At 33.6% G+C, this 18,779-nt stretch carries 16 protein-coding genes and 1 tRNA gene; 8 read left to right on the top strand and 9 right to left on the bottom strand.

What is annotated here, in order from left to right:
• Window positions 1-36: 36 nt before the first annotated feature.
• From V6246_RS07975 to era, 5 genes are all read left to right on the top strand, one after another.
• The gene (locus tag V6246_RS07975; RefSeq protein ID WP_341559931.1) at window positions 37-885 is read left to right on the top strand and encodes a GLPGLI family protein; all 849 of its coding nucleotides are present in this window, start codon (window positions 37-39) and stop codon (window positions 883-885) included.
• Between the two features lie 42 nt (window positions 886-927).
• On the top strand, window positions 928-3,678 hold the full coding sequence (locus V6246_RS07970; protein WP_341559930.1) for a TonB-dependent receptor: 2,751 nt from the start codon (window positions 928-930) through the stop codon (window positions 3,676-3,678).
• 58 nt (window positions 3,679-3,736) lie between these two features.
• Window positions 3,737-3,818 (top strand) — tRNA-Tyr (locus tag V6246_RS07965).
• 188 nt (window positions 3,819-4,006) lie between these two features.
• The gene (locus V6246_RS07960; RefSeq protein ID WP_341559929.1) at window positions 4,007-4,732 is read left to right on the top strand and encodes an FKBP-type peptidyl-prolyl cis-trans isomerase; all 726 of its coding nucleotides are present in this window, start codon (window positions 4,007-4,009) and stop codon (window positions 4,730-4,732) included.
• Window positions 4,733-4,896: 164 nt separating this feature from the next.
• Window positions 4,897-5,778, top strand: coding sequence for a GTPase Era (era, locus tag V6246_RS07955; RefSeq protein WP_042502661.1), 882 nt, complete (start codon window positions 4,897-4,899; stop codon window positions 5,776-5,778).
• A gap of 141 nt (window positions 5,779-5,919) precedes the next feature.
• Here the strand turns inward: era and V6246_RS07950 are convergent, their stop codons facing one another.
• Window positions 5,920-6,417, bottom strand: a complete 498-nt coding sequence (locus tag V6246_RS07950; RefSeq protein WP_341559928.1) for a GTP-binding protein — start codon at window positions 6,415-6,417, stop codon at window positions 5,920-5,922.
• A 97-nt stretch (window positions 6,418-6,514) separates the two neighbouring features.
• Between V6246_RS07950 and der the strand changes: the two genes are divergently transcribed.
• Together der and V6246_RS07940 are read left to right on the top strand one after the other, a co-directional pair.
• On the top strand, window positions 6,515-7,819 hold the full coding sequence (der, locus tag V6246_RS07945; protein ID WP_159018422.1) for a ribosome biogenesis GTPase Der: 1,305 nt from the start codon (window positions 6,515-6,517) through the stop codon (window positions 7,817-7,819).
• Between the two features lie 79 nt (window positions 7,820-7,898).
• Window positions 7,899-10,019, top strand: coding sequence for a M3 family metallopeptidase (locus tag V6246_RS07940; RefSeq protein WP_341559927.1), 2,121 nt, complete (start codon window positions 7,899-7,901; stop codon window positions 10,017-10,019).
• Window positions 10,020-10,097: 78 nt separating this feature from the next.
• On the opposite strand, the gene V6246_RS07935 is transcribed toward V6246_RS07940, so the two are convergent.
• The 5 genes from V6246_RS07935 to V6246_RS07915 form a co-directional block, all read right to left on the bottom strand.
• Window positions 10,098-10,952, bottom strand: coding sequence for a TPM domain-containing protein (locus V6246_RS07935; RefSeq protein WP_445818992.1), 855 nt, complete (start codon window positions 10,950-10,952; stop codon window positions 10,098-10,100).
• A gap of 9 nt (window positions 10,953-10,961) precedes the next feature.
• Window positions 10,962-11,402, bottom strand: coding sequence for a TPM domain-containing protein (locus tag V6246_RS07930; RefSeq protein WP_159018419.1), 441 nt, complete (start codon window positions 11,400-11,402; stop codon window positions 10,962-10,964).
• 49 nt (window positions 11,403-11,451) lie between these two features.
• On the bottom strand, window positions 11,452-12,045 hold the full coding sequence (locus V6246_RS07925; protein ID WP_159018418.1) for a LemA family protein: 594 nt from the start codon (window positions 12,043-12,045) through the stop codon (window positions 11,452-11,454).
• Between the two features lie 118 nt (window positions 12,046-12,163).
• Window positions 12,164-12,493: a MerR family transcriptional regulator gene (locus V6246_RS07920; protein WP_042496730.1), complete on the bottom strand. Its 330-nt coding sequence runs from the start codon at window positions 12,491-12,493 to the stop codon at window positions 12,164-12,166.
• Window positions 12,493-13,464: a M23 family metallopeptidase gene (locus V6246_RS07915; protein ID WP_341559926.1), complete on the bottom strand. Its 972-nt coding sequence runs from the start codon at window positions 13,462-13,464 to the stop codon at window positions 12,493-12,495. Before V6246_RS07915 ends, V6246_RS07920 begins: the two co-directional genes overlap by 1 nt.
• 196 nt (window positions 13,465-13,660) lie before the next feature.
• Between V6246_RS07915 and alaS the strand changes: the two genes are divergently transcribed.
• Window positions 13,661-16,276: an alanine--tRNA ligase gene (gene alaS, locus V6246_RS07910; RefSeq protein WP_341559925.1), complete on the top strand. Its 2,616-nt coding sequence runs from the start codon at window positions 13,661-13,663 to the stop codon at window positions 16,274-16,276.
• Between the two features lie 51 nt (window positions 16,277-16,327).
• On the opposite strand, the gene V6246_RS07905 is transcribed toward alaS, so the two are convergent.
• Genes V6246_RS07905 through V6246_RS07895 form a run of 3 tightly spaced genes read right to left on the bottom strand, consistent with a single transcriptional unit; the run spans window position 16,328 to window position 18,779 of the window.
• A complete protein-coding gene (locus tag V6246_RS07905; RefSeq protein ID WP_341559924.1) occupies window positions 16,328-17,617 on the bottom strand; it encodes a cryptochrome/photolyase family protein in 1,290 nt (429 codons plus the stop codon).
• Complete coding sequence (locus tag V6246_RS07900; RefSeq protein ID WP_042496736.1) at window positions 17,607-18,092, bottom strand: SRPBCC family protein; 486 nt, start codon at window positions 18,090-18,092, stop codon at window positions 17,607-17,609. Before V6246_RS07900 ends, V6246_RS07905 begins: the two co-directional genes overlap by 11 nt.
• 9 nt (window positions 18,093-18,101) lie before the next feature.
• Complete coding sequence (locus V6246_RS07895) at window positions 18,102-18,779, bottom strand: SDR family NAD(P)-dependent oxidoreductase (protein WP_042496738.1); 678 nt, start codon at window positions 18,777-18,779, stop codon at window positions 18,102-18,104.

The following is an 18,779-nucleotide window of genomic DNA, read 5'->3' as shown; positions in this document are numbered from 1 at the left end:
GTTTAATTTTAGTAACAAAACAAAAATATAAGAATAATGAATTTTAAGATTTTAAAACCAGCATTAACCGCATGTTTACTTTTTGTAACGGTACTATCTTTTGCTCAAAAAGACTTTCAAGGTAAAGCATACTACGAGTCTAAAACTACTGTAGATATGAGTAATTTTGGTGGTGGACAACTAAGTGAAGAGCGTAAAAAAGAAATTGCTGGTCGAATGAAAAGTATGCTAGAGAAAACTTTTATTCTAACTTTTAACCAATCGGAATCTATATATAAGGAAGAAGAACGTTTAGAAGCACCAAGTACAGGAAGAGGTCCTCGTTTTGGAGCTATGAGTTTTACTGGTGGCGATCAATATAAAAATGTTAGAGACCAAGAGCTTTTGCAAGAACAAGAGTTTTTTGGAAAACAGTTTTTAATAAAAGATGAATTACAACAGTTGAAATGGGAGTTAGGTTCGGAAACTAAAACCATTGGGCAATATACTTGTTTTAAAGCTACAGCAGTAAAGAAAGCTTCAGGATTCGATATTAGTAACTTTGGAAGAAGACCATCTGGAGATGAAGATAAAAAGGATGAAGAAGAAAAGCCTAAAGAGATTATGGTTACAGCTTGGTATACACCTCAGATTCCTGTAAACCAAGGGCCTGATAAATATTGGGGATTACCTGGTTTAATTCTAGAGATTAACGCAGATAAAACTACAATTCTGTGTTCTAAAATTGTTTTAAATCCTTCAGAAAAAGATGAAATGAAAGTGCCATCTAAAGGAAAAGAAGTAACGCAAGCAGAATATGATGCCATTGTGAAGAAAAAAATGGAAGAAATGCAAGCTATGCGTGGCGGTAGAGGTGGAAATCGTGGCGGCGGCGGAAGACGCTAGTAACAATCATTTTATTATAGTAATTAATCGAAAATTTATTCTGTGAAAAATTTAATCGTTTTTGCGCTGCTTTTAGCGGTAAGTACAACCTTTGCTCAAGTTAAACTGGAAGGTGTTGTTAGAGATAGTATTGGTGAACCGTTGGAATTAGCAAATGTTATTGCTATAAATCAAGATACGCAAAAGCTAGATGCTTATGGTATTACAAACCCAGATGGTCGTTACAAACTTTCAGTAGAGAAAAATGCCAAGTATAATATTCAAGTGAGTTATATAGGTATGAGAACGGGACAGGCTGAGGTTATTACCAAAGAAGGTGCAATGATTCAAGATTTTGTTTTAGTAGAAGATAATACGCTGGATGCCGTAGAGTTGGTTTATGAAATGCCTGTAACTATTAAAGGAGATACTATTGTTTATAATGCAGATTCTTTTAAGTCTGGAACAGAACGAAAATTAGGTGATGTTTTAGATAAACTACCAGGTGTAGAGATTAATGATGATGGTGAAATAGAAGTAGAAGGCGTAAAGGTTGGTAAAGTTATGGTTGAAGGTAAGGAGTTTTTCGATGGAGACTCTAAACTAGCCACTCAAAACATTCCTGCAAATGCCATTGATAAGGTTGAGGTTCTTAAAAATTATGCCGAAGTTGGCCAATTAGGTGGAGTAACCAATAACCAAGATAACATTGCTATAAACATTAGACTTAAACAAGGTAAAAAGAATTTTTGGTTCGGAAATGTTACTGCTGGTGGTGGTACTTCAGATAATGATTTATTGTATTTATTTCAACCTAAGTTGTTTTATTACAGTCCGGAATACAGTATAAATGTAATTGGAGATTTAAATAATATTGGTGAAATAGCGTTTACACGTCGCGATTATTTCAACTTTACAGGTGGTTTTAGATCGCCGAGTAGAAGTAGTGGAACAAACATAGATTTAGGTAGTAATAATTTAGGGTTCTTATCACTTCAGAATAATAGAGCTAAAAATATTAATACCAAATTTGGAGCTGCTAATTTTAGCTATTCGCCTAAATCAACTTTAGATTTAAGTGGTTTCGCCATTCTGTTAAGTAACCGAACAGATTTAACAGAAATTAGCGATGTGCAATTTTTGGATGATGCTTCTCGTGATGAAAATAAAGAAAGCAATACGCGCCAACGTAGCGATATGGCTATGTTGAAGTTTAGTGCAAAGTATAAGCCAAACGGAAGTAATCAATTAGATTACGATGTGTTGGCAAGAACGTCTAAGGAGTCGCAAGATCAATTTGTATTATCATCTCGTGTTGGAGATGTTAGTGAGTTAGAAAGTTCCTCTCCTTTTAGTATCAATCAAAATTTAAATTACTACTACACTTTAAATGAAAAAAATATTTTTGCTTTAGAAGTGCAACATTTATGGCAAGATGAAGACCCTTTTTACAATGCTATTCTAGAAAACGACCCGACTAATAATGATAATGATTTAGACGATCCAATAAACCCGAGTGATGCTTACGATGATACGGCAAGTAATTTAGGTTTCGATAGAGATCAAATTCAATATGATATCAATCAGGATAAGCGCGTAAAATCTAATCAAATGGATGCTAAGGTTGATTACTGGAATATTATAAATCAAAAAAGTGATATTAATTTTACCGTTGGAACCATTTATAGTAAACAAGATTTCGATTCTAATATATTTCAAACTTTAGATAACGATACCGATTTTGACTCAACTCCAACTATAAACGATGGCTTGGATGTAAACGATATCGCTTACACGTTTACCGATGTTTATGCAGGAGCGCATTACCGTTTAAAATCTGGAATTTTTACATTTACGCCCGGTTTTTCTGCACATGCTTATAGTGCGAAAAATGACCAGTTTGATATAAGTTATACTGATGACTTTTTTAGATTACTACCAGATTTTAATATGTTGATTCAGTTAAAAAAGAGTGAACGTATTATTTTTAATTACGATATGCAAACCAACTTTACCGATGTTAATCAATTAGCTAGAGGTTTAGTTTTAAACGATTATAGTTCGGTTTTTTCTGGAAATCAGGAGTTGGAAAGTGCTTTGGCTCATAACTTCAATTTATCGTATTTCAGTTTTAATATGTTTAATTACACCAATGTTTCGGCGCGATTAAATTATAGTAAAACAGTAGATAGAATTAGAACAAATTCAGAATTACCTATCGGAAGTGTTATTAGAGTAAGTAGTCCTTACAATTCCAATCTAGCCGATGAAAGCGCTAGTGCTAATGCTCGAGTTCAAAAAACAATAGGTAAGTTTAGAGCAACAGCTACTGGTAATTTAAGTTACACTAAATACAACCAGCTTGTAAATAATTTGCCGTTTGCTAACGAAACCTATTCGCAAACCTATAGAGGCGAATTAAGAACTAATTTTAAAGAAGCTCCAAATTTTGAATTAGGGTATCGTTACAGCATTCAAGATAACGATCAAGGAACGCAAAGAACAAAGTTTTTTACTAAGGCGCCATCGATAGAATTTGATGCTTTAATCTTAAAAAGCTTCACTTTTAAGACCGATTATTCATATAATAATTTTTCAGATGAAGAAAAAACAATAAATTCTTATGAATTTTGGGATGCCTCTTTAGCTTATAAAAAAGATGAAGATAGCAAATGGGAATATGAAGTTAAAGCGACTAACTTATTAAATACCAGGTCTCAAAATCAAAGTAATGTGGGCACAATTTCTGTAAGTGCCACCGAATATTATATACAACCACGCTTCTTAACTTTTAGAATTCGATACGAATTGTAAAAAAAACGAAATTTGTTTTGTAGAATTGATAAACAGTAATATATTTGCGGTCAGTTTTGGGGAGATACTCAAGCGGCCAACGAGGGCAGACTGTAAATCTGCTGACTACGTCTTCGTAGGTTCGAATCCTACTCTCCCCACTTTAATTCTAAAAGCCTGCTAATAGCAGGCTTTTTTATTTTATAAACTTTCTACCTTAAATTAGGTATCATTTCTTAAATCCCGTGTACGTATAAGCTTAATGTTTTTTGTTAAATAGAGCTTAAAGCTATTTTGTAGCTATTATAATTTTATTACATTTGACTGCAAATTAATTTAACACAAAAAAATGAAAACAATTAAAGTTTTAAGCCTAGTTGCTCTTACAGCATTAATGGCATCTTGTAATAACACAGGAGTTACAAAAAAGCCTGTAAAAACAGAATTAGATTCAGTAAGTTATGCTATCGGTATGGACGTTGCTAGAAATGTAAAAACTAGTTTCTCTGAGTTTGATAACGAGTTGTTTATCCAAGGGTTTATGAACGCTATTGATTCTACTGATATTTTAATAGATCAAGCAGAAGCTCAAAAAGTAGTACAAGCTTATTTCCAAAAAAAGCAACAAGCTGATATTGCTAAACAAAAAGAAGAAGCTGCTAAAAAAGCAGAAGCTGAGTTTGGTGAAGTTAAATTAGCTGGTGAGAAATTTTTAGAAGAAAACAAATCTAAAGATGGTGTTCAAGTAACAGAAAGCGGATTACAATATATTGTTGAAGAAGAAGGAACAGGCCAAAAGCCAACAACAGCTTCTCAAGTAAAAGTACATTACCATGGTACGTTAACCGATGGAACTATTTTTGATAGTTCTGTAGATCGTGGAACTCCAGCTACTTTTGGTGTAACTCAAGTTATTCCAGGTTGGACAGAAGGTTTACAGTTAATGTCTGTAGGTTCTAAATATAAATTCTTTGTACCACAAGAATTAGGTTACGGAGCAACTCCAAGAGGTGGAAAAATTAAGCCTTTCGATGTTTTAGTATTCGATGTTGAATTATTAGAAATCGTTAAGTAATTTAAAACATATTCTTTTAATTATAGTGTTGAAGTTTTCAACTTATAATTAGAATGAAACGTTTAAATATATAAAAAAGACTGCCTGAAAATGGCAGTCTTTTTTGTTTTAGTAAATTCAAAAAAATAAAGGTTGTAACTTTGCAACTTAATAAATTGAAGACTATGAACCATAAAGCAGGTTTTGTAAATATTATTGGTAATCCAAACGTTGGAAAATCAACACTAATGAATGCCTTTATAGGTGAAAAATTATCTATCATCACTTCTAAGGCACAAACTACACGCCATAGAATTTTAGGTATTGTAAATGGAGACGATTTTCAGGTGGTATTAAGTGATACTCCTGGTATTATTAAGCCAGCTTACGAGTTGCAAGAATCTATGATGGGGTTTGTAAAATCGGCCTTTGAAGATGCAGATATATTAATTTATATGGTAGAAATTGGAGAGCAAGCTTTAAAAGATGAAGCGTTCTTTAATAAAATTAAAGCGTCTAAAATCCCTGTTTTATTACTTTTGAATAAAATTGATATATCAGATCAGGAACAATTAGAAACTCAAGTGCAACTTTGGGCAGAGAAAGTGCCAAATGCAGAAATTATTCCTATTTCGGCTTTACAAGGTTTTCAAGTGAAAGAAGTATTTCATAGAATTATCGAGTTATTGCCAGAATCGCCAGCTTTTTATCCAAAAGATCAATTAACGGATAAGCCAGAGCGTTTCTTTATAAATGAAACTATTCGTGAAAAAATTCTTCTTCATTATAAAAAAGAAATTCCTTATGCTGTAGAAATAGAGACAGAGGAGTTTTTCGAGGAAGAAAAAATTATTAGAATGCGATCTGTAATTATGGTAGAGCGCGAAACTCAAAAAGGTATCATAATTGGCCATAAAGGTACGGCTTTAAAGCGCGTAGGTGTAGAGGCTAGAAAAGATTTAGAAAAGTTTTTCGGTAAACAAATTCACTTAGAACTGTATGTAAAAGTGAATAAAAACTGGAGAAGTAACCAAAAGCAGTTAAGACGTTTTGGATATAATCAGTAAAAACTAACGTTATCTTTTTAATTAGGTAACCTTTAGTTAAAACTTGAACCGCATCTTTGTGCCATTCAAAACATTGGTATTTTGAAAAAGTTTGAGTTAGTTTAGTTTAAAAGCTTTGGTTGGTAGCAATTAGAGCTTTTTTTATGCCTTACAAATACTATTCATAAAATTATATAAGGCATTCATTTCCGTTTGGTTAGAAAATTTACTCACTCTACCGGCAAAATACAGCACAAACCAAATTCCTGTTAAAACAACCAAACCTATAATTTGTGTTTGGTAAGGAGCTTTTAAAGCCCAATTGCTATAGGCCCAAATGCTAAACACAATAAAAAGCATGGCAATAGCAAAATGAAAAAACATAAACATGGTCCAAACGGTTGGGCTTGGCCCGAACAAACCACGCAATAAACTAGTGTTTTTATCCACTTCATTTATCTCTAAATGCAGTTGCGGCGACCAAAAATGTTGTTTTTCTTTAGGGAGTTTAATAAATACATGATCGTCAACTGTAGATACAATAAAATCAGACTGTAAGGTCTTGCTATCTTCAAAGTCCTTTAAAACCGAGGTGTTTGTTCTTGGTAGTTCCATTTTAAACCGAGGTCTAAGTACAATTTCGTTTAGTGGTGTATTCATAATTAATTCATTAGGAAAGTAAAATACTCTTTTCTATCGAACTAAACACTATCTTTGCAGCCGCTTACAGGATATGTAATGCATAAAAACAAAACTTATGAGTAATATAGTAGCAATAGTAGGAAGACCAAATGTTGGCAAATCAACTTTTTTCAATCGTTTAATACAACGTCGTGAGGCAATTGTAGATGCCGTTAGTGGTGTTACAAGAGACCGTCATTACGGTAAAAGTGATTGGAATGGTAAAGAATTTTCGTTAATTGATACCGGCGGATACGTTTTAGGTAGTGATGATGTTTTTGAAGCAGAAATTGATAAACAAGTTGAATTAGCAATAGATGAAGCCGATGCCATTATTTTTATGGTAGATGTTGAAACTGGTGTTACTGGAATGGATGAGGATGTTGCAGAGTTGTTACGTAAAGTAAACAAACCTGTTTTTCTTGTTGTAAATAAAGTTGATAACGGTAAACGTGCGGCAGATGCTGTAGAGTTTTATTCTTTAGGTTTAGGTGAATATTATACCATTGCAAGTATAAATGGTAGTGGAACCGGAGATCTATTAGATGCTTTAGTTGAAGCTTTACCTGAAAAGGAAGAAGTTGAAGAGCAAGTGTTACCTCGTTTTGCGGTAGTTGGCCGTCCTAATGCAGGAAAATCATCATTCATAAATGCTTTAATAGGAGAAGATAGATATATTGTTACAGATGTTGCAGGAACAACTCGTGACTCTATTGATACAAAATATAATCGTTTTGGATTCGAATTTAATTTAGTAGATACTGCTGGAATTAGAAGAAAGTCTAAAGTGAAAGAAGATTTAGAATTTTATTCTGTAATGCGATCTGTTCGTGCTATTGAACATGCCGATGTATGTTTAGTTGTTTTAGATGCCACTCGTGGTTTCGACGGTCAGGTTCAAAATATTTTTTGGTTAGCCCAAAGAAACAGAAAAGGTATTGTTATTCTTGTTAATAAGTGGGATTTAGTAGAGAAAGACCACAAATCTATGAAAGAGTACGAGCGCGTTATTAAACAACAAATGGAACCCTTTACAGATGTGCCTGTTGTTTTTATCTCTGTGTTAACAAAGCAACGTATTTTTAAAGCTATTGAAACAGCTGTTGAGGTTTACCATAACCGATCTAAAAAGATTAAAACAAGTAAGCTTAACGAGGTGTTTTTACCACTTATTGAAAACTACCCACCACCAGCATACAAAGCTAAATACGTTAAAATTAAATACATTATGCAGTTGCCAACACCGCAGCCGCAGTTTGCGTTTTTCTGTAACTTACCACAATACGTAAAAGAACCTTACAAACGTTTTCTAGAAAACAAACTTCGTGAAAAGTTTGATTTTAAAGGTGTTCCGGTAAGCGTTTACATGCGTAAAAAGTAAATCAAAAACCAATAATTTTATAACGTTGTTTTTAGATTAAGTTATGTATTTTTATATACTAATAACTTAATCTAAAACAATGATAAATCACCTTACAAAGCATCATGCTATATGCTTGGTTCTTGTTAATGTTGTCTTATTTTCTTGTACGTCTAAAACCAAAGAAAAAATAGATGAGAACCAGAATCCTTTAGTTCAAAAAAGTACATTACAATATCAAGCACCTCAGTTTGATTTAATTAAAGATGAAGATTTTGTACCCGCTTTTAAAGAAGGTCTAAAATTACACGATTCTGAAATTGATGCAATAACCAATAATACAGCAACTCCAACATTCGAAAATACCGTTTTGGCTATCGAGTTAAGTGGAGAAGTTTTGGGTAGAGCAACAAATGTATTTTACAATCTTACAGGTTCTAGCACCAACCCTACATTACAAGCCATAGAGAAGGAGTATGCACCAATATTTTCATCGCACTCCGATAATATTTATCTTAATTCTAAAATTTATAATCGCATAAAAGCATTAGATCTTTCAACTTTAAAAGGTGAAGATTTAAAGCTAGTAGATTACTATTTAAAGCGTTTTGAAATGGCAGGCGCTAGTTTGTCTGCTGAAGACAAGGAAAAGATGATGGAAATTAATAAAAAACTTTCCGTTTTAAAAACTGAGTTTAATAGTAAGTTGCTAAAAGCACGTAAAGAAGCGGCTTTGGTTGTTGATACTGCCGAAGAGCTTGATGGCTTAAGTTCTGATGATATTGAAAGAGCAAAACTTAAAGCCGAAGAAGCTGGACACGAAGGGAAATATATTCTTGGATTATCTAATACTACGCAACAGCCTTTATTAGCTGTATTGAAAAATAGAGAAACACGTCAAAAATTATTTGAGGCTTCGTTTACAAGAGCTGAAAAGGGTAACGACGCTGATACTAGACAAGTTGTTGAAGAAATAGCACTTTTACGTATGCAAAAAGCCCAATTAATGGGAAAGAAAAATTATGCAGAATGGAAACTTCAAAACCAAATGGCTAAAACTCCAGATCGTGCTTTAAATCTATTATCAGAATTAGGCAAAGCATCTGTGGCTCAAGCAAAAAAAGAAGCTGCCAATATACAAAGTATTATAGATGCTCAAAATGGTGGTTTTAAATTAGAACCATGGGATTGGAGTTTTTATGCAGAACAAGTTAAAAAAGCGAAGTACGATTTAGATCAAAAAGAACTTGAACCTTATTTCGAATTAAACTCGGTTTTAGAGAATGGTGTGTTTTATGCTGCGGAACGTATGTATGGTATTACGTTTAAAAAACGTACAGATTTACCGGTTTACAATCCAGATGTTATTACTTACGAAGTTTTTGATAAAGACGGGTCTAGCTTAGCGTTGTACTATTTAGATTTTTACACACGCGACACTAAAAAAGGCGGTGCTTGGATGAATAGTTTTGTTAATCAGTCTCATTATTTAAAGCAAAAACCAGTAATCGTTAATGTATTTAATTACATAAAACCTACTGAAGGTAACCCAAGTTTAATAAGTTTCGATAACGTAACCACTATGTTTCATGAGTTTGGCCATACATTACATGGTTTATTTGCGAACCAACAATATGTGTCTTTATCTGGTACAAGTGTGCCTAGAGATTATGTTGAGTTTCCTTCTCAAATAAATGAGCATGCGGCTTTAGAGCCAGATGTTTTAAAAAACTATGCAATACATTACGAAACTAAAGAAACCATTCCTCAGGCTTTAATTGATAAGTTAATGAAGGCTGAAATGTTTAATAAAGGTTACGATGTAACAGAATTATTAGCAGCATCTGTTATTGATATGATGTGGCATACTGTAGAAAACGAAGCAGATTTTAAACCTGTTTTAGAATTTGAAAAAGAAGCTTTAGCTAAAAATGGATTACTAGTAAGTGAAGTGCCTTCTAGGTATCATACACCTTACTTTGCACATGTTTGGGGTAGTGGTTATTCTGCTGGATATTATGCTTACACGTGGAGTAAAACATTAGATTATAATACTTACGATTGGATTAAAGCAAACGGTGGTATGAATCGCGAAAACGGAGAACGTTTTAGAAAATATATATTATCTGTTGGTAATAGTGTTGACTTAAATAAAGCCTTTACCGATTTTGTTGGTCATGATATGGAAGTGGATGCTTACATTAATAATGTAGGCTTCTAAAGAAGTAAAACTATTTGTTTTAATAAATATAGAAAAGGAGGGCGTTAATCAATGCCTTCCTTTTTTTATGGTATAAATTTACCAGCCACCAGAAGCACCGCCTCCGCCAAAGCCTCCGCCACCGAAGCCTCCGCCAAAACCACCTCCGCTAGAGCTTCCGCCTCCAAAGCCACCACCAAAACCTCCAGAAGAGCCTCTTCGGTAGTTGCCACGGCCTAAATTACTCAAAATAATAGCCTCGAGTATATCGGGACCTGAAGATCGATTTCCTCTGTTGTTTCCGCCGCCACCTCCGCGTTTGTTTTTGGAAATAGAGATAAGGATAATAAAAAATATAAAAACTAATAGCATTATAAAACCAACCGGAATACCTTCTTGGTTAGAGGTTTGTCTTGTGCCTTTATATTCGCCTGTTAGGACTTCAAAAATAACATCGGCACCTTTGTTTAATCCGCCGTAATAATCATTCTGTTTAAAATATGGAATAATATCACGGTTAATAATTCTGTTAGACATCGCATCGGTTAGTAAATGCTCTACGCCGTAACCTGTGTTAATGGCAATACGTCTGTCATCACGAGCCAATAAAATAAGCACACCGTTATCTTCTTTCTCTTGTCCAATTCCCCAGGCTTGTCCCCATTTAGCACCTAAATAGTTAATATTTTCGCCTTCGGTAGAAGCAATAATAGCTACTACTATTTGGGTTGAAGTGGTGTCGGAATATTTTATAAGTTTTTGCTCTAAGTTGCTTTTTTGTGATGCACTTAAAAGATTGTAGTAATCGTAAACACTCGTTTGAAAATCCGGTGTCTTAGGAATTTCATATTGCGCAAAAGAAAAATTAGTGTATAAAAGTGTAGTGAGTAAAACAACGAAAAAAAGATTTTTCATTTTAAACTGCGACCGAATACTAGATACTGAGTGCTGCATGTTTTTGTACTATCCTTTTGAAATTTCGTTAGATAATTCATCGATATCATCATGTTTCCAAGGGAAAAAAGATTCTAACTGTTCGCCGGCTTTTTGAATACCTTCAATAATACCTTGCTTAAAATTACCAGATTTAAAGTGCGATTGCATCACATCTTTTGTGCTGTCCCAAAAGTTTTTTGGAACAACTTTGTTTATACCTTCATCACCATAAATTACAAACGTTTTATCGTCTATAGCGACGTAAATAAGTACACCATTTTGCAATTTTGTGTTGTCCATTTTTAAATAATGAAACACTTCTAAAGCACGATGTGTAGCATCTCCATTAGAAGTGTTTTCAATATGAACTCGTATTTCTCCAGATGTATTTAATTCGGCTAAACGAATAGCTTCAACAATGTCTTGTTCTTCTTCGCTTGTTAAAAATGCTTCAACTTTATTAGACATGCTCGTTTTGTTTACTTTGGTGAAATATTAAATATAATAGATGCGTTTATTAGAATTCAAAATCTACGTCTGGTGCTTTTTCACTTCCAGCTTCGGCTTTGAAATAATTTAATGGGTCAAAATTAAATAAACCTGCTAATATAGAATTAGGAAACGTTTTAATATGCATGTTGTATGGCTCTACAGTTGCGTTAAAGCGATCTCTAGCAACGTTAATTCTGTTTTCTGTGCCTTCTAATTGACTTTGTAATTCTAAAAAGTTTTGATTTGCTTTTAAATCAGGATAGCGCTCTACAGTTACTAATAAACTTTTTAAAGCTCCAGATAAGCCACCTTGTGCTTGGTTGAATTTTGCTAATTGTTCTGGTGTAATATTTGTTGGGTCTATAGTAATAGAAGTTGCTTTAGCTCGTGCTTCTATAACGGCTTGTAATGTCCCTTTTTCAAAATCGGCTGCACCTTGTACTGTTTTTACTAAGTTGCCAATTAAATCGTTTCTACGTTGGTAGCTACTTTCTACATTTGCCCAAGTTTTAGTTGCTGTTTCTTTTAAAGTTACAGCGGTATTGTTAAATCCTTTACCCCAAGAGTATGCGCCAATGGCAAGAATTGCAATTATAATTAATGGTAAAAATTTTTTCATGATAAAATAATTTGAATGTTGATTTTAGTTCTCAATATATTAGACCCAATATTTCTTAAAAAGTTACTGTTTTAAGATATAAAATTTAGTTTAACTTCAGTACATCTTTAGTTGATACTTAAAGATGTTCTTTTATTTTGATAAGTTGTGTTTTAATATTCTCTAAAGTATTAATAATTTCAAAGTTGCTTAGTGCTTCTTTTTTTTCTTCCTTTAAATGTGTTTTCGCACCTTCTAGCGTAAAGCCTCGCTCTTTCACCAAATGATAGATAAACTTTAAGTTTTTAACATCTTCTGGTGTAAATTTTCGATTGCCTTTTGCATTTTTTTTAGGTTTAAGGACATCAAATTCTTTTTCCCAAAAACGTATTAAAGAGGTGTTCACGCCAAAGGCTTTGGCCACTTCTCCAATAGCATAATATCGCTTTTCTGGTAAATCTATATGCATTAATCTAAAGATTGATTTTCTAATGAAGCGTGTTCTAAAAGTTTGCTGTATTCTTCCGCAGTTAAACTTCCGTAGTAGAAGTTCATTGGGTTTATGCGGTCGCCGTCTTTAAAAATTTCGTAATGTAAATGTGGTGCTTCCGATCGTCCAGTACTACCAACAAATCCAATTAAATCACCACGTTGTACTTTTTGGTTTTTTCGCACATTGTATTTGTATAAATGCGCATATAAACTAATGTATCCAAAGCCATGATCTATTCTAATATGGTTTCCATAACCTGTAGATCCAGAATCTGCACGAACCACAATTCCATCGCCGGAAGCGTAAATAGGTGTACCACGTGGAGCTGTAAAATCCATACCCCAGTGCATTTTTCTAGCCTTAGTAAAAGGGTCCGATCTCATACCATAGCCAGAGGCCATACGTTTTAAATCTTTGTTATTCACAGGCTGAATAGCTGGTATTGCTGCTAGCAGTTTTTCTTTTTCTTTAGCAAGTACAGCAATTTCATCTAGCGATTTAGATTGCACAACAATTTGTTTTTGTAAAATATCTAAGCGTTTATTACTTTCAACAATAAGTTTAGAGTTATCAAAGCCTTCTAAGTTTTTATATCTGTTAATTCCGCCAAAACCAGCACGTCGTTGAGCTTCCGGAATAGGGTTAGCTTCAAAATAAACACGATAAATATTGTTGTCTCTATCGGCAACATTAGCCAAAACGTTTTCGGCTTCGTTCATTTTTTTATTTAGCAATTCATACTGCAATTGCATGTTGTGTAATTCTCTCGCAAGAGACCGTTCTTTGGGCGATTCTACGTATTGACTGGCTATAAAAACGAACAAAAAACCAAAGAGTGCCGATGCTAAAATAAACATAAAAGCATACTTAAACGTCGTCCTTTTTCGGCGCTCAATCTTTCTGTAAGAAAGTGAATCAGAATCGTAATAATATTTTACCTTACTCATTACTATTTTTATACTATTTTTGCGCTTTACAATTTTTGTTTCAGTGCTTTAAATTTTAAAAGCAGAACGAACAAAGCTAATCATTTATTATTAATAGAATAATAAAACCGCTGTTTGTAGTTTTTTTAACTGAAAAGTAAAGATAAAAATTGTTTTGTAATTAATAGAAAATAACTGAAAAGAGAATATTTTATATATGAAGTCTCAAGACATCCGCGCTAAGTTTTTAAGTTTTTTTGAAGATAAAAAGCATAGTATTGTGCCATCGGCTCCCATGGTTTTAAAAGATGATCCAACCCTTATGTTTGTAAACGCAGGGATGGCGCCTTTTAAAGAGTATTTTCTTGGGAATGCCCAGCCTAAAAACAATAGAATTACCGATTCGCAAAAATGTTTGCGTGTTTCTGGAAAACATAACGATTTAGAAGAAGTTGGTTATGATACCTACCACCATACATTGTTCGAAATGCTTGGTAACTGGAGTTTTGGCGATTACTTTAAAAAGGAAGCTATTGCTTGGGCTTGGGAACTTTTAGTTGATGTTTATGGCGTAGATAAAGATATTTTGTACGTTACTGTTTTTGAAGGTAGCGACGACGACGATAATTTAAGCATGGATACTGAAGCTTACGATTTTTGGAAACAATATATTTCTGAAGATCGCATATTAAAAGGTAACAAAAAGGATAACTTCTGGGAAATGGGCGATCAAGGTCCATGTGGTCCATGTAGTGAAATACACGTAGATATTCGTTCTGCGGAAGAAAAAGCTAAAATTTCAGGTAAAGATTTGGTAAACATGGATCATCCACAAGTGGTTGAAATATGGAACCTAGTTTTTATGCAATACAATAGAAAAGCGAACGGAAGTTTAGAGGCTTTACCAGATAAGCATATTGATACAGGTATGGGGTTTGAGCGTCTTTGTATGGTTTTACAAGGTGTTCAATCTAATTATGATACCGATGTGTTTACGCCAATTATTCGCGAAATTGAAGCGGTTACTAATAAAACATATAATAAGGACGAAGAGGTAGATGTTGCCATTCGTGTGATTTCCGATCACGTTCGTGCCGTAGCGTTTTCAATTGCAGATGGCCAGTTGCCAAGTAATACTGGAGCAGGTTATGTAATTCGAAGAATTTTACGTCGTGCTGTACGTTACGGATTTACATTTTTAGAGAAAAAAGAACCTTTTATTTATAGATTAGTTACTGTTTTAAGCGAAAAAATGGGAGATGCTTTCCCGGAATTGAAAGCTCAAAAACAACTTATTGAAAATGTTATAAAAGAAGAAGAACAATCATTTTTAAGAACATTAGATCAAGGTTTGGTGTTATTAAATAGAATTGTAGAAACTACAAAAGGTGATACAGTTTCGGGAGAGAAAGCTTTCGAATTATATGATACTTATGGTTTTCCTATAGATTTAACGGCGCTTATTCTTTCTGAAAAAGGATTGAAGTTAGATGAAAAGGGCTTTAATGAAGAATTACAAAAGCAAAAGAATCGCTCGCGTGCAGCTAGTGAAATGTCTACAGACGATTGGACGATTTTAAGTAACGATTCTGAAGAAGAATTTGTTGGTTATGATTCGCTTGAAGCTAATGTAAAATTAACAAGATACCGTAAAGTTGTTTCTAAAAAAGATGGTGAAATGTATCAGTTAGTATTTAACTTAACACCGTTTTACCCAGAAGGCGGAGGGCAAGTTGGAGATAAAGGTTATTTGGAAGACGCCCATGGCGATGTGGTTTATATTTTAGATACTAAAAAAGAAAGTAACGTTATTATTCACTTTGCTAAAAATTTACCAAAGCATATTAACGAAAACTTTAAAGCGGTAGTAGATGAAAAACAACGTAATCGTACGGAGAGTAACCATACAGCAACACACTTATTACATCAGGCCTTAAGAGAGATTTTAGGAACTCATGTAGAACAAAAAGGATCGGCTGTAAACTCTAAGTATTTGCGTTTTGATTTCTCGCATTTTTCTAAATTAACAACAGAAGAATTGCAAGATGTAGAAAACTTTGTAAATGCCAGAATAGAAGGTAAGTTGCCTTTAGTTGAAAAAAGAAATGTACCAAAAGAAGAAGCTATTGCTGATGGTGCAATGAGTTTGTTTGGAGAGAAATATGGCGATACGGTTCGTGCTATTCGTTTTGGACAATCTATTGAGCTTTGTGGTGGAACACACGTTAAAAATACAGGTGATATTTGGCATTTTAAAATAGTTTCAGAAGGTGCTGTTGCAGCTGGAATTAGAAGAATTGAAGCTATCACTAACGATGCTGTAAAAGATTTTTATTCTGAAAACAACAGAACATTCTTCGAAATGAAAGATTTACTTAACAATGCTAAAGAGCCTGTAAAAGCACTTCAGAATTTACAAGATGAAAACACAAGCCTTAAAAAGCAAATTGAAGGTTTATTAAAAGATAAAGCTAAAAATATAAAAGGTGAATTAAGAAGTGAATTAGCTGAAATTAATGGCGTTCAGTTTTTAGCCAAAAAATTAGATTTAGATGCTGGCGGATTAAAAGATGTTGCTTTCGATTTAGGATCGCAGTTTGATAATTTATTCTTATTATTTGCAACCGAACAAAACGGAAAAGCATTATTATCTTGTTACATCTCAAAAGAACTAGTTGCAAGTAAAGGCTTAAATGCTGGGCAAGTAGTTCGCGAACTTGGTAAACATATTCAAGGTGGTGGTGGTGGACAACCATTTTTTGCAACTGCTGGAGGTAAAAATCCAGATGGTATTACAAAAGCATTAGATGGGGCAAAGGCTTATATTGGATAAAACAGAATAGTTTTAGTCCATTGTTAATAATAAAAAAGCGCTAAACCTTAATTAAGGGTTTAGCGCTTTTTTGTATGTAGAAATAGCACGTTCTCGTGCAAATTTATGTTCGACCATAGGTTGCGGATAGGTTAATTCATCATAATCTTCAACCCAACGGCGTATGTAAATGGCATCTTTATCAAATTTTTTCAACTGCTCGGCAGGATTAAAAACTCTAAAGTAAGGTGCGGCATCGCAACCTGTGCCAGCAGCCCATTGCCAATTTCCGTTATTTGCAGAGAGTTCGTAATCTAGTAGTTTTTCAGCGAAATATGCTTCGCCCCAACGCCAATCTATTAAAAGGTGCTTACATAGAAATCCAGCAGTAATCATGCGTACACGATTATGCATATATCCCGTTTTGTTCAATTCGCGCATACCTGCATCTACCATGGGGTAGCCCGTTTTTCCTTCGCACCAAGCTTTAAAGTCTGCTTCGTTATTTCGCCAAGGTATCGCATCGTATTTTTGTTTGAAATTTTCGGTAACTACTTTAGGAAAATGAAAGAGGATTTGCATGAAAAATTCGCGCCAAATAAGTTCACTTAAAAATATAGCATTTGTTTTTAATGCTAATTTCACCATGTTTCTGGTGCTAACAAGTCCAAATCTTAAATGTGGTGAAAGGTATGAGGTTTGATCTTGTGCTGGAAAATTTCGGACTTCATCATAGCGATCTAAAGCCGTTAAATTATATGGTTTTACTAGTATTTTACTTTTAGTAAATCCAATATCTTCTAAAGAAGGAAAAGTTAAATTAATCTTGTGAAATCGAGTGTTATCAATCTCATAATTTAATACATCTGCTTTCTCATCGAATTTTTTTAACCACTTATTTTTAAATGGTGTATATATTGTATATGGGGTATTATCGTTTTTTAGAATATCGTTTTCTTCAAAAATTACTTGGTCTTTGAACGACTTTGTTTCTATGCCCTTAGATTTTAATAATTTTGAGATTTCAAGGTCTCTTTTTATGGCGTAAGGTTCGTAATCTTTATTAAAAAATACACGCTCAATGTTATGCTCTTCAATTAGAGCTTTCCAAACTACTAGAGTCGAGCCTTTTTTTACAACAAGGCTCGATCTAAACTCGGTAAGTTCTTTGTTTATGTTTTCTAGAGTGTTGTGAATAAAGGAAACCCTAGCATCGTCTTTAGGTAGTGAGTCTAAAATATCATCATCAAAAATAAAAATAGGTAATACATTATTACTCGATTTTAGAGCATAATGTAAAGCCGTGTTATCTTCTAGTCTTAAGTCGCGTCGAAACCAAAATAGAGTTATTTTATTTTCCATTAAAGTAGGTTTCTAAGGTTTTATAACGGTATTCGAAAATACCTTTTAATTGTTTTTTTATGAAAAGAGTTTGAGCTAAATCACCTAAAATTCCAAAAGGTATTTTATATGAGATTTTATCTTTCATTAATGTTTTTCCGTCAGGTTGGCTGTAAAACCAATGTTCATGATGCCACATTCTGTATGGACCAAAACGCTGTTCGTCTATAAAGAAAGATTCGTGTTCAACTTGTGTTATTTCTGTAACCCAATTTGTTTTTATACCTGGAAGAATACCAACTTTATAAGTTATTATTTGTCCGGCATAAGCCTTTTTATCAACTTCAGATGTGATTTTAAAACCCATTTCTGAAGGAGTGATTTTTTCTAGATTATTAGGAGAGCTAAAAAAAGACCAAGCTTCATGTAGCGGAATGTCGATTTCTTGTGTAGCCTCTAAGGTGTAAATTCCAGAATGTTTTTTTATATTAATCATAATAAAAACTTAGAGTTTTAGACTAGTTATTCCCGCATCTATTGGGAATGTTTGTCCGGAAATTGATTTAGCATCGCTAGATAACAAGTATTTGGTTAGTGCAGCTACTTCATTAGGATCTAAAATAGATTTTAATGGGTGGCGTTCGCTCATGGTTTCTCTTTGTTTTTCATTACGTAATAGTCTGGAAGCTAATGGTGTGTCTGTAATAGTTGGCGCAATAATATTGAAACGTATTTTTGTTGCATATTCTGCTGCTAACGATTTTGTTAAACCTTCTAAAGCCGCTTTACTTGTTGCAATACTAGCGTGAAAAGGCATGCCCATTTGTGTGGCTACACTACTGAATAAAACCACGCTTCCACGACCTTCTATTAGAGCTTTTTCATAATGTTTTATAGTTTTTATAGCACCTAAAACGTTAATGTTGAAATCGTTTTTAAAGTCGTCTAATTCTAAGCGAGATAGTGCTTTTAGATTGATACTTCCTGGGCAATAAACTAAAGCGTCTATGCTATCTATTTCTGGTAACTCATCTTCTAAAACATCTAAAGTGTGTTGCGTAATTGTAGAAGATGTTTCTATTGCCGTACGGCTTATGTTTACAATGCTATACGTGTCTTTTAAGGTGTTTATAATGGCTTGGCCAATACCTTTACTGCCACCAATAATGACTAGTTTTTTCAT

The sequence above is a fragment of the Algibacter sp. TI.3.09 genome (assembly GCF_038154905.1).
Classification (GTDB): Bacteria; Bacteroidota; Bacteroidia; order Flavobacteriales; family Flavobacteriaceae; genus Algibacter.
This window is presented reverse-complemented; position numbering and strand designations above follow the sequence as displayed.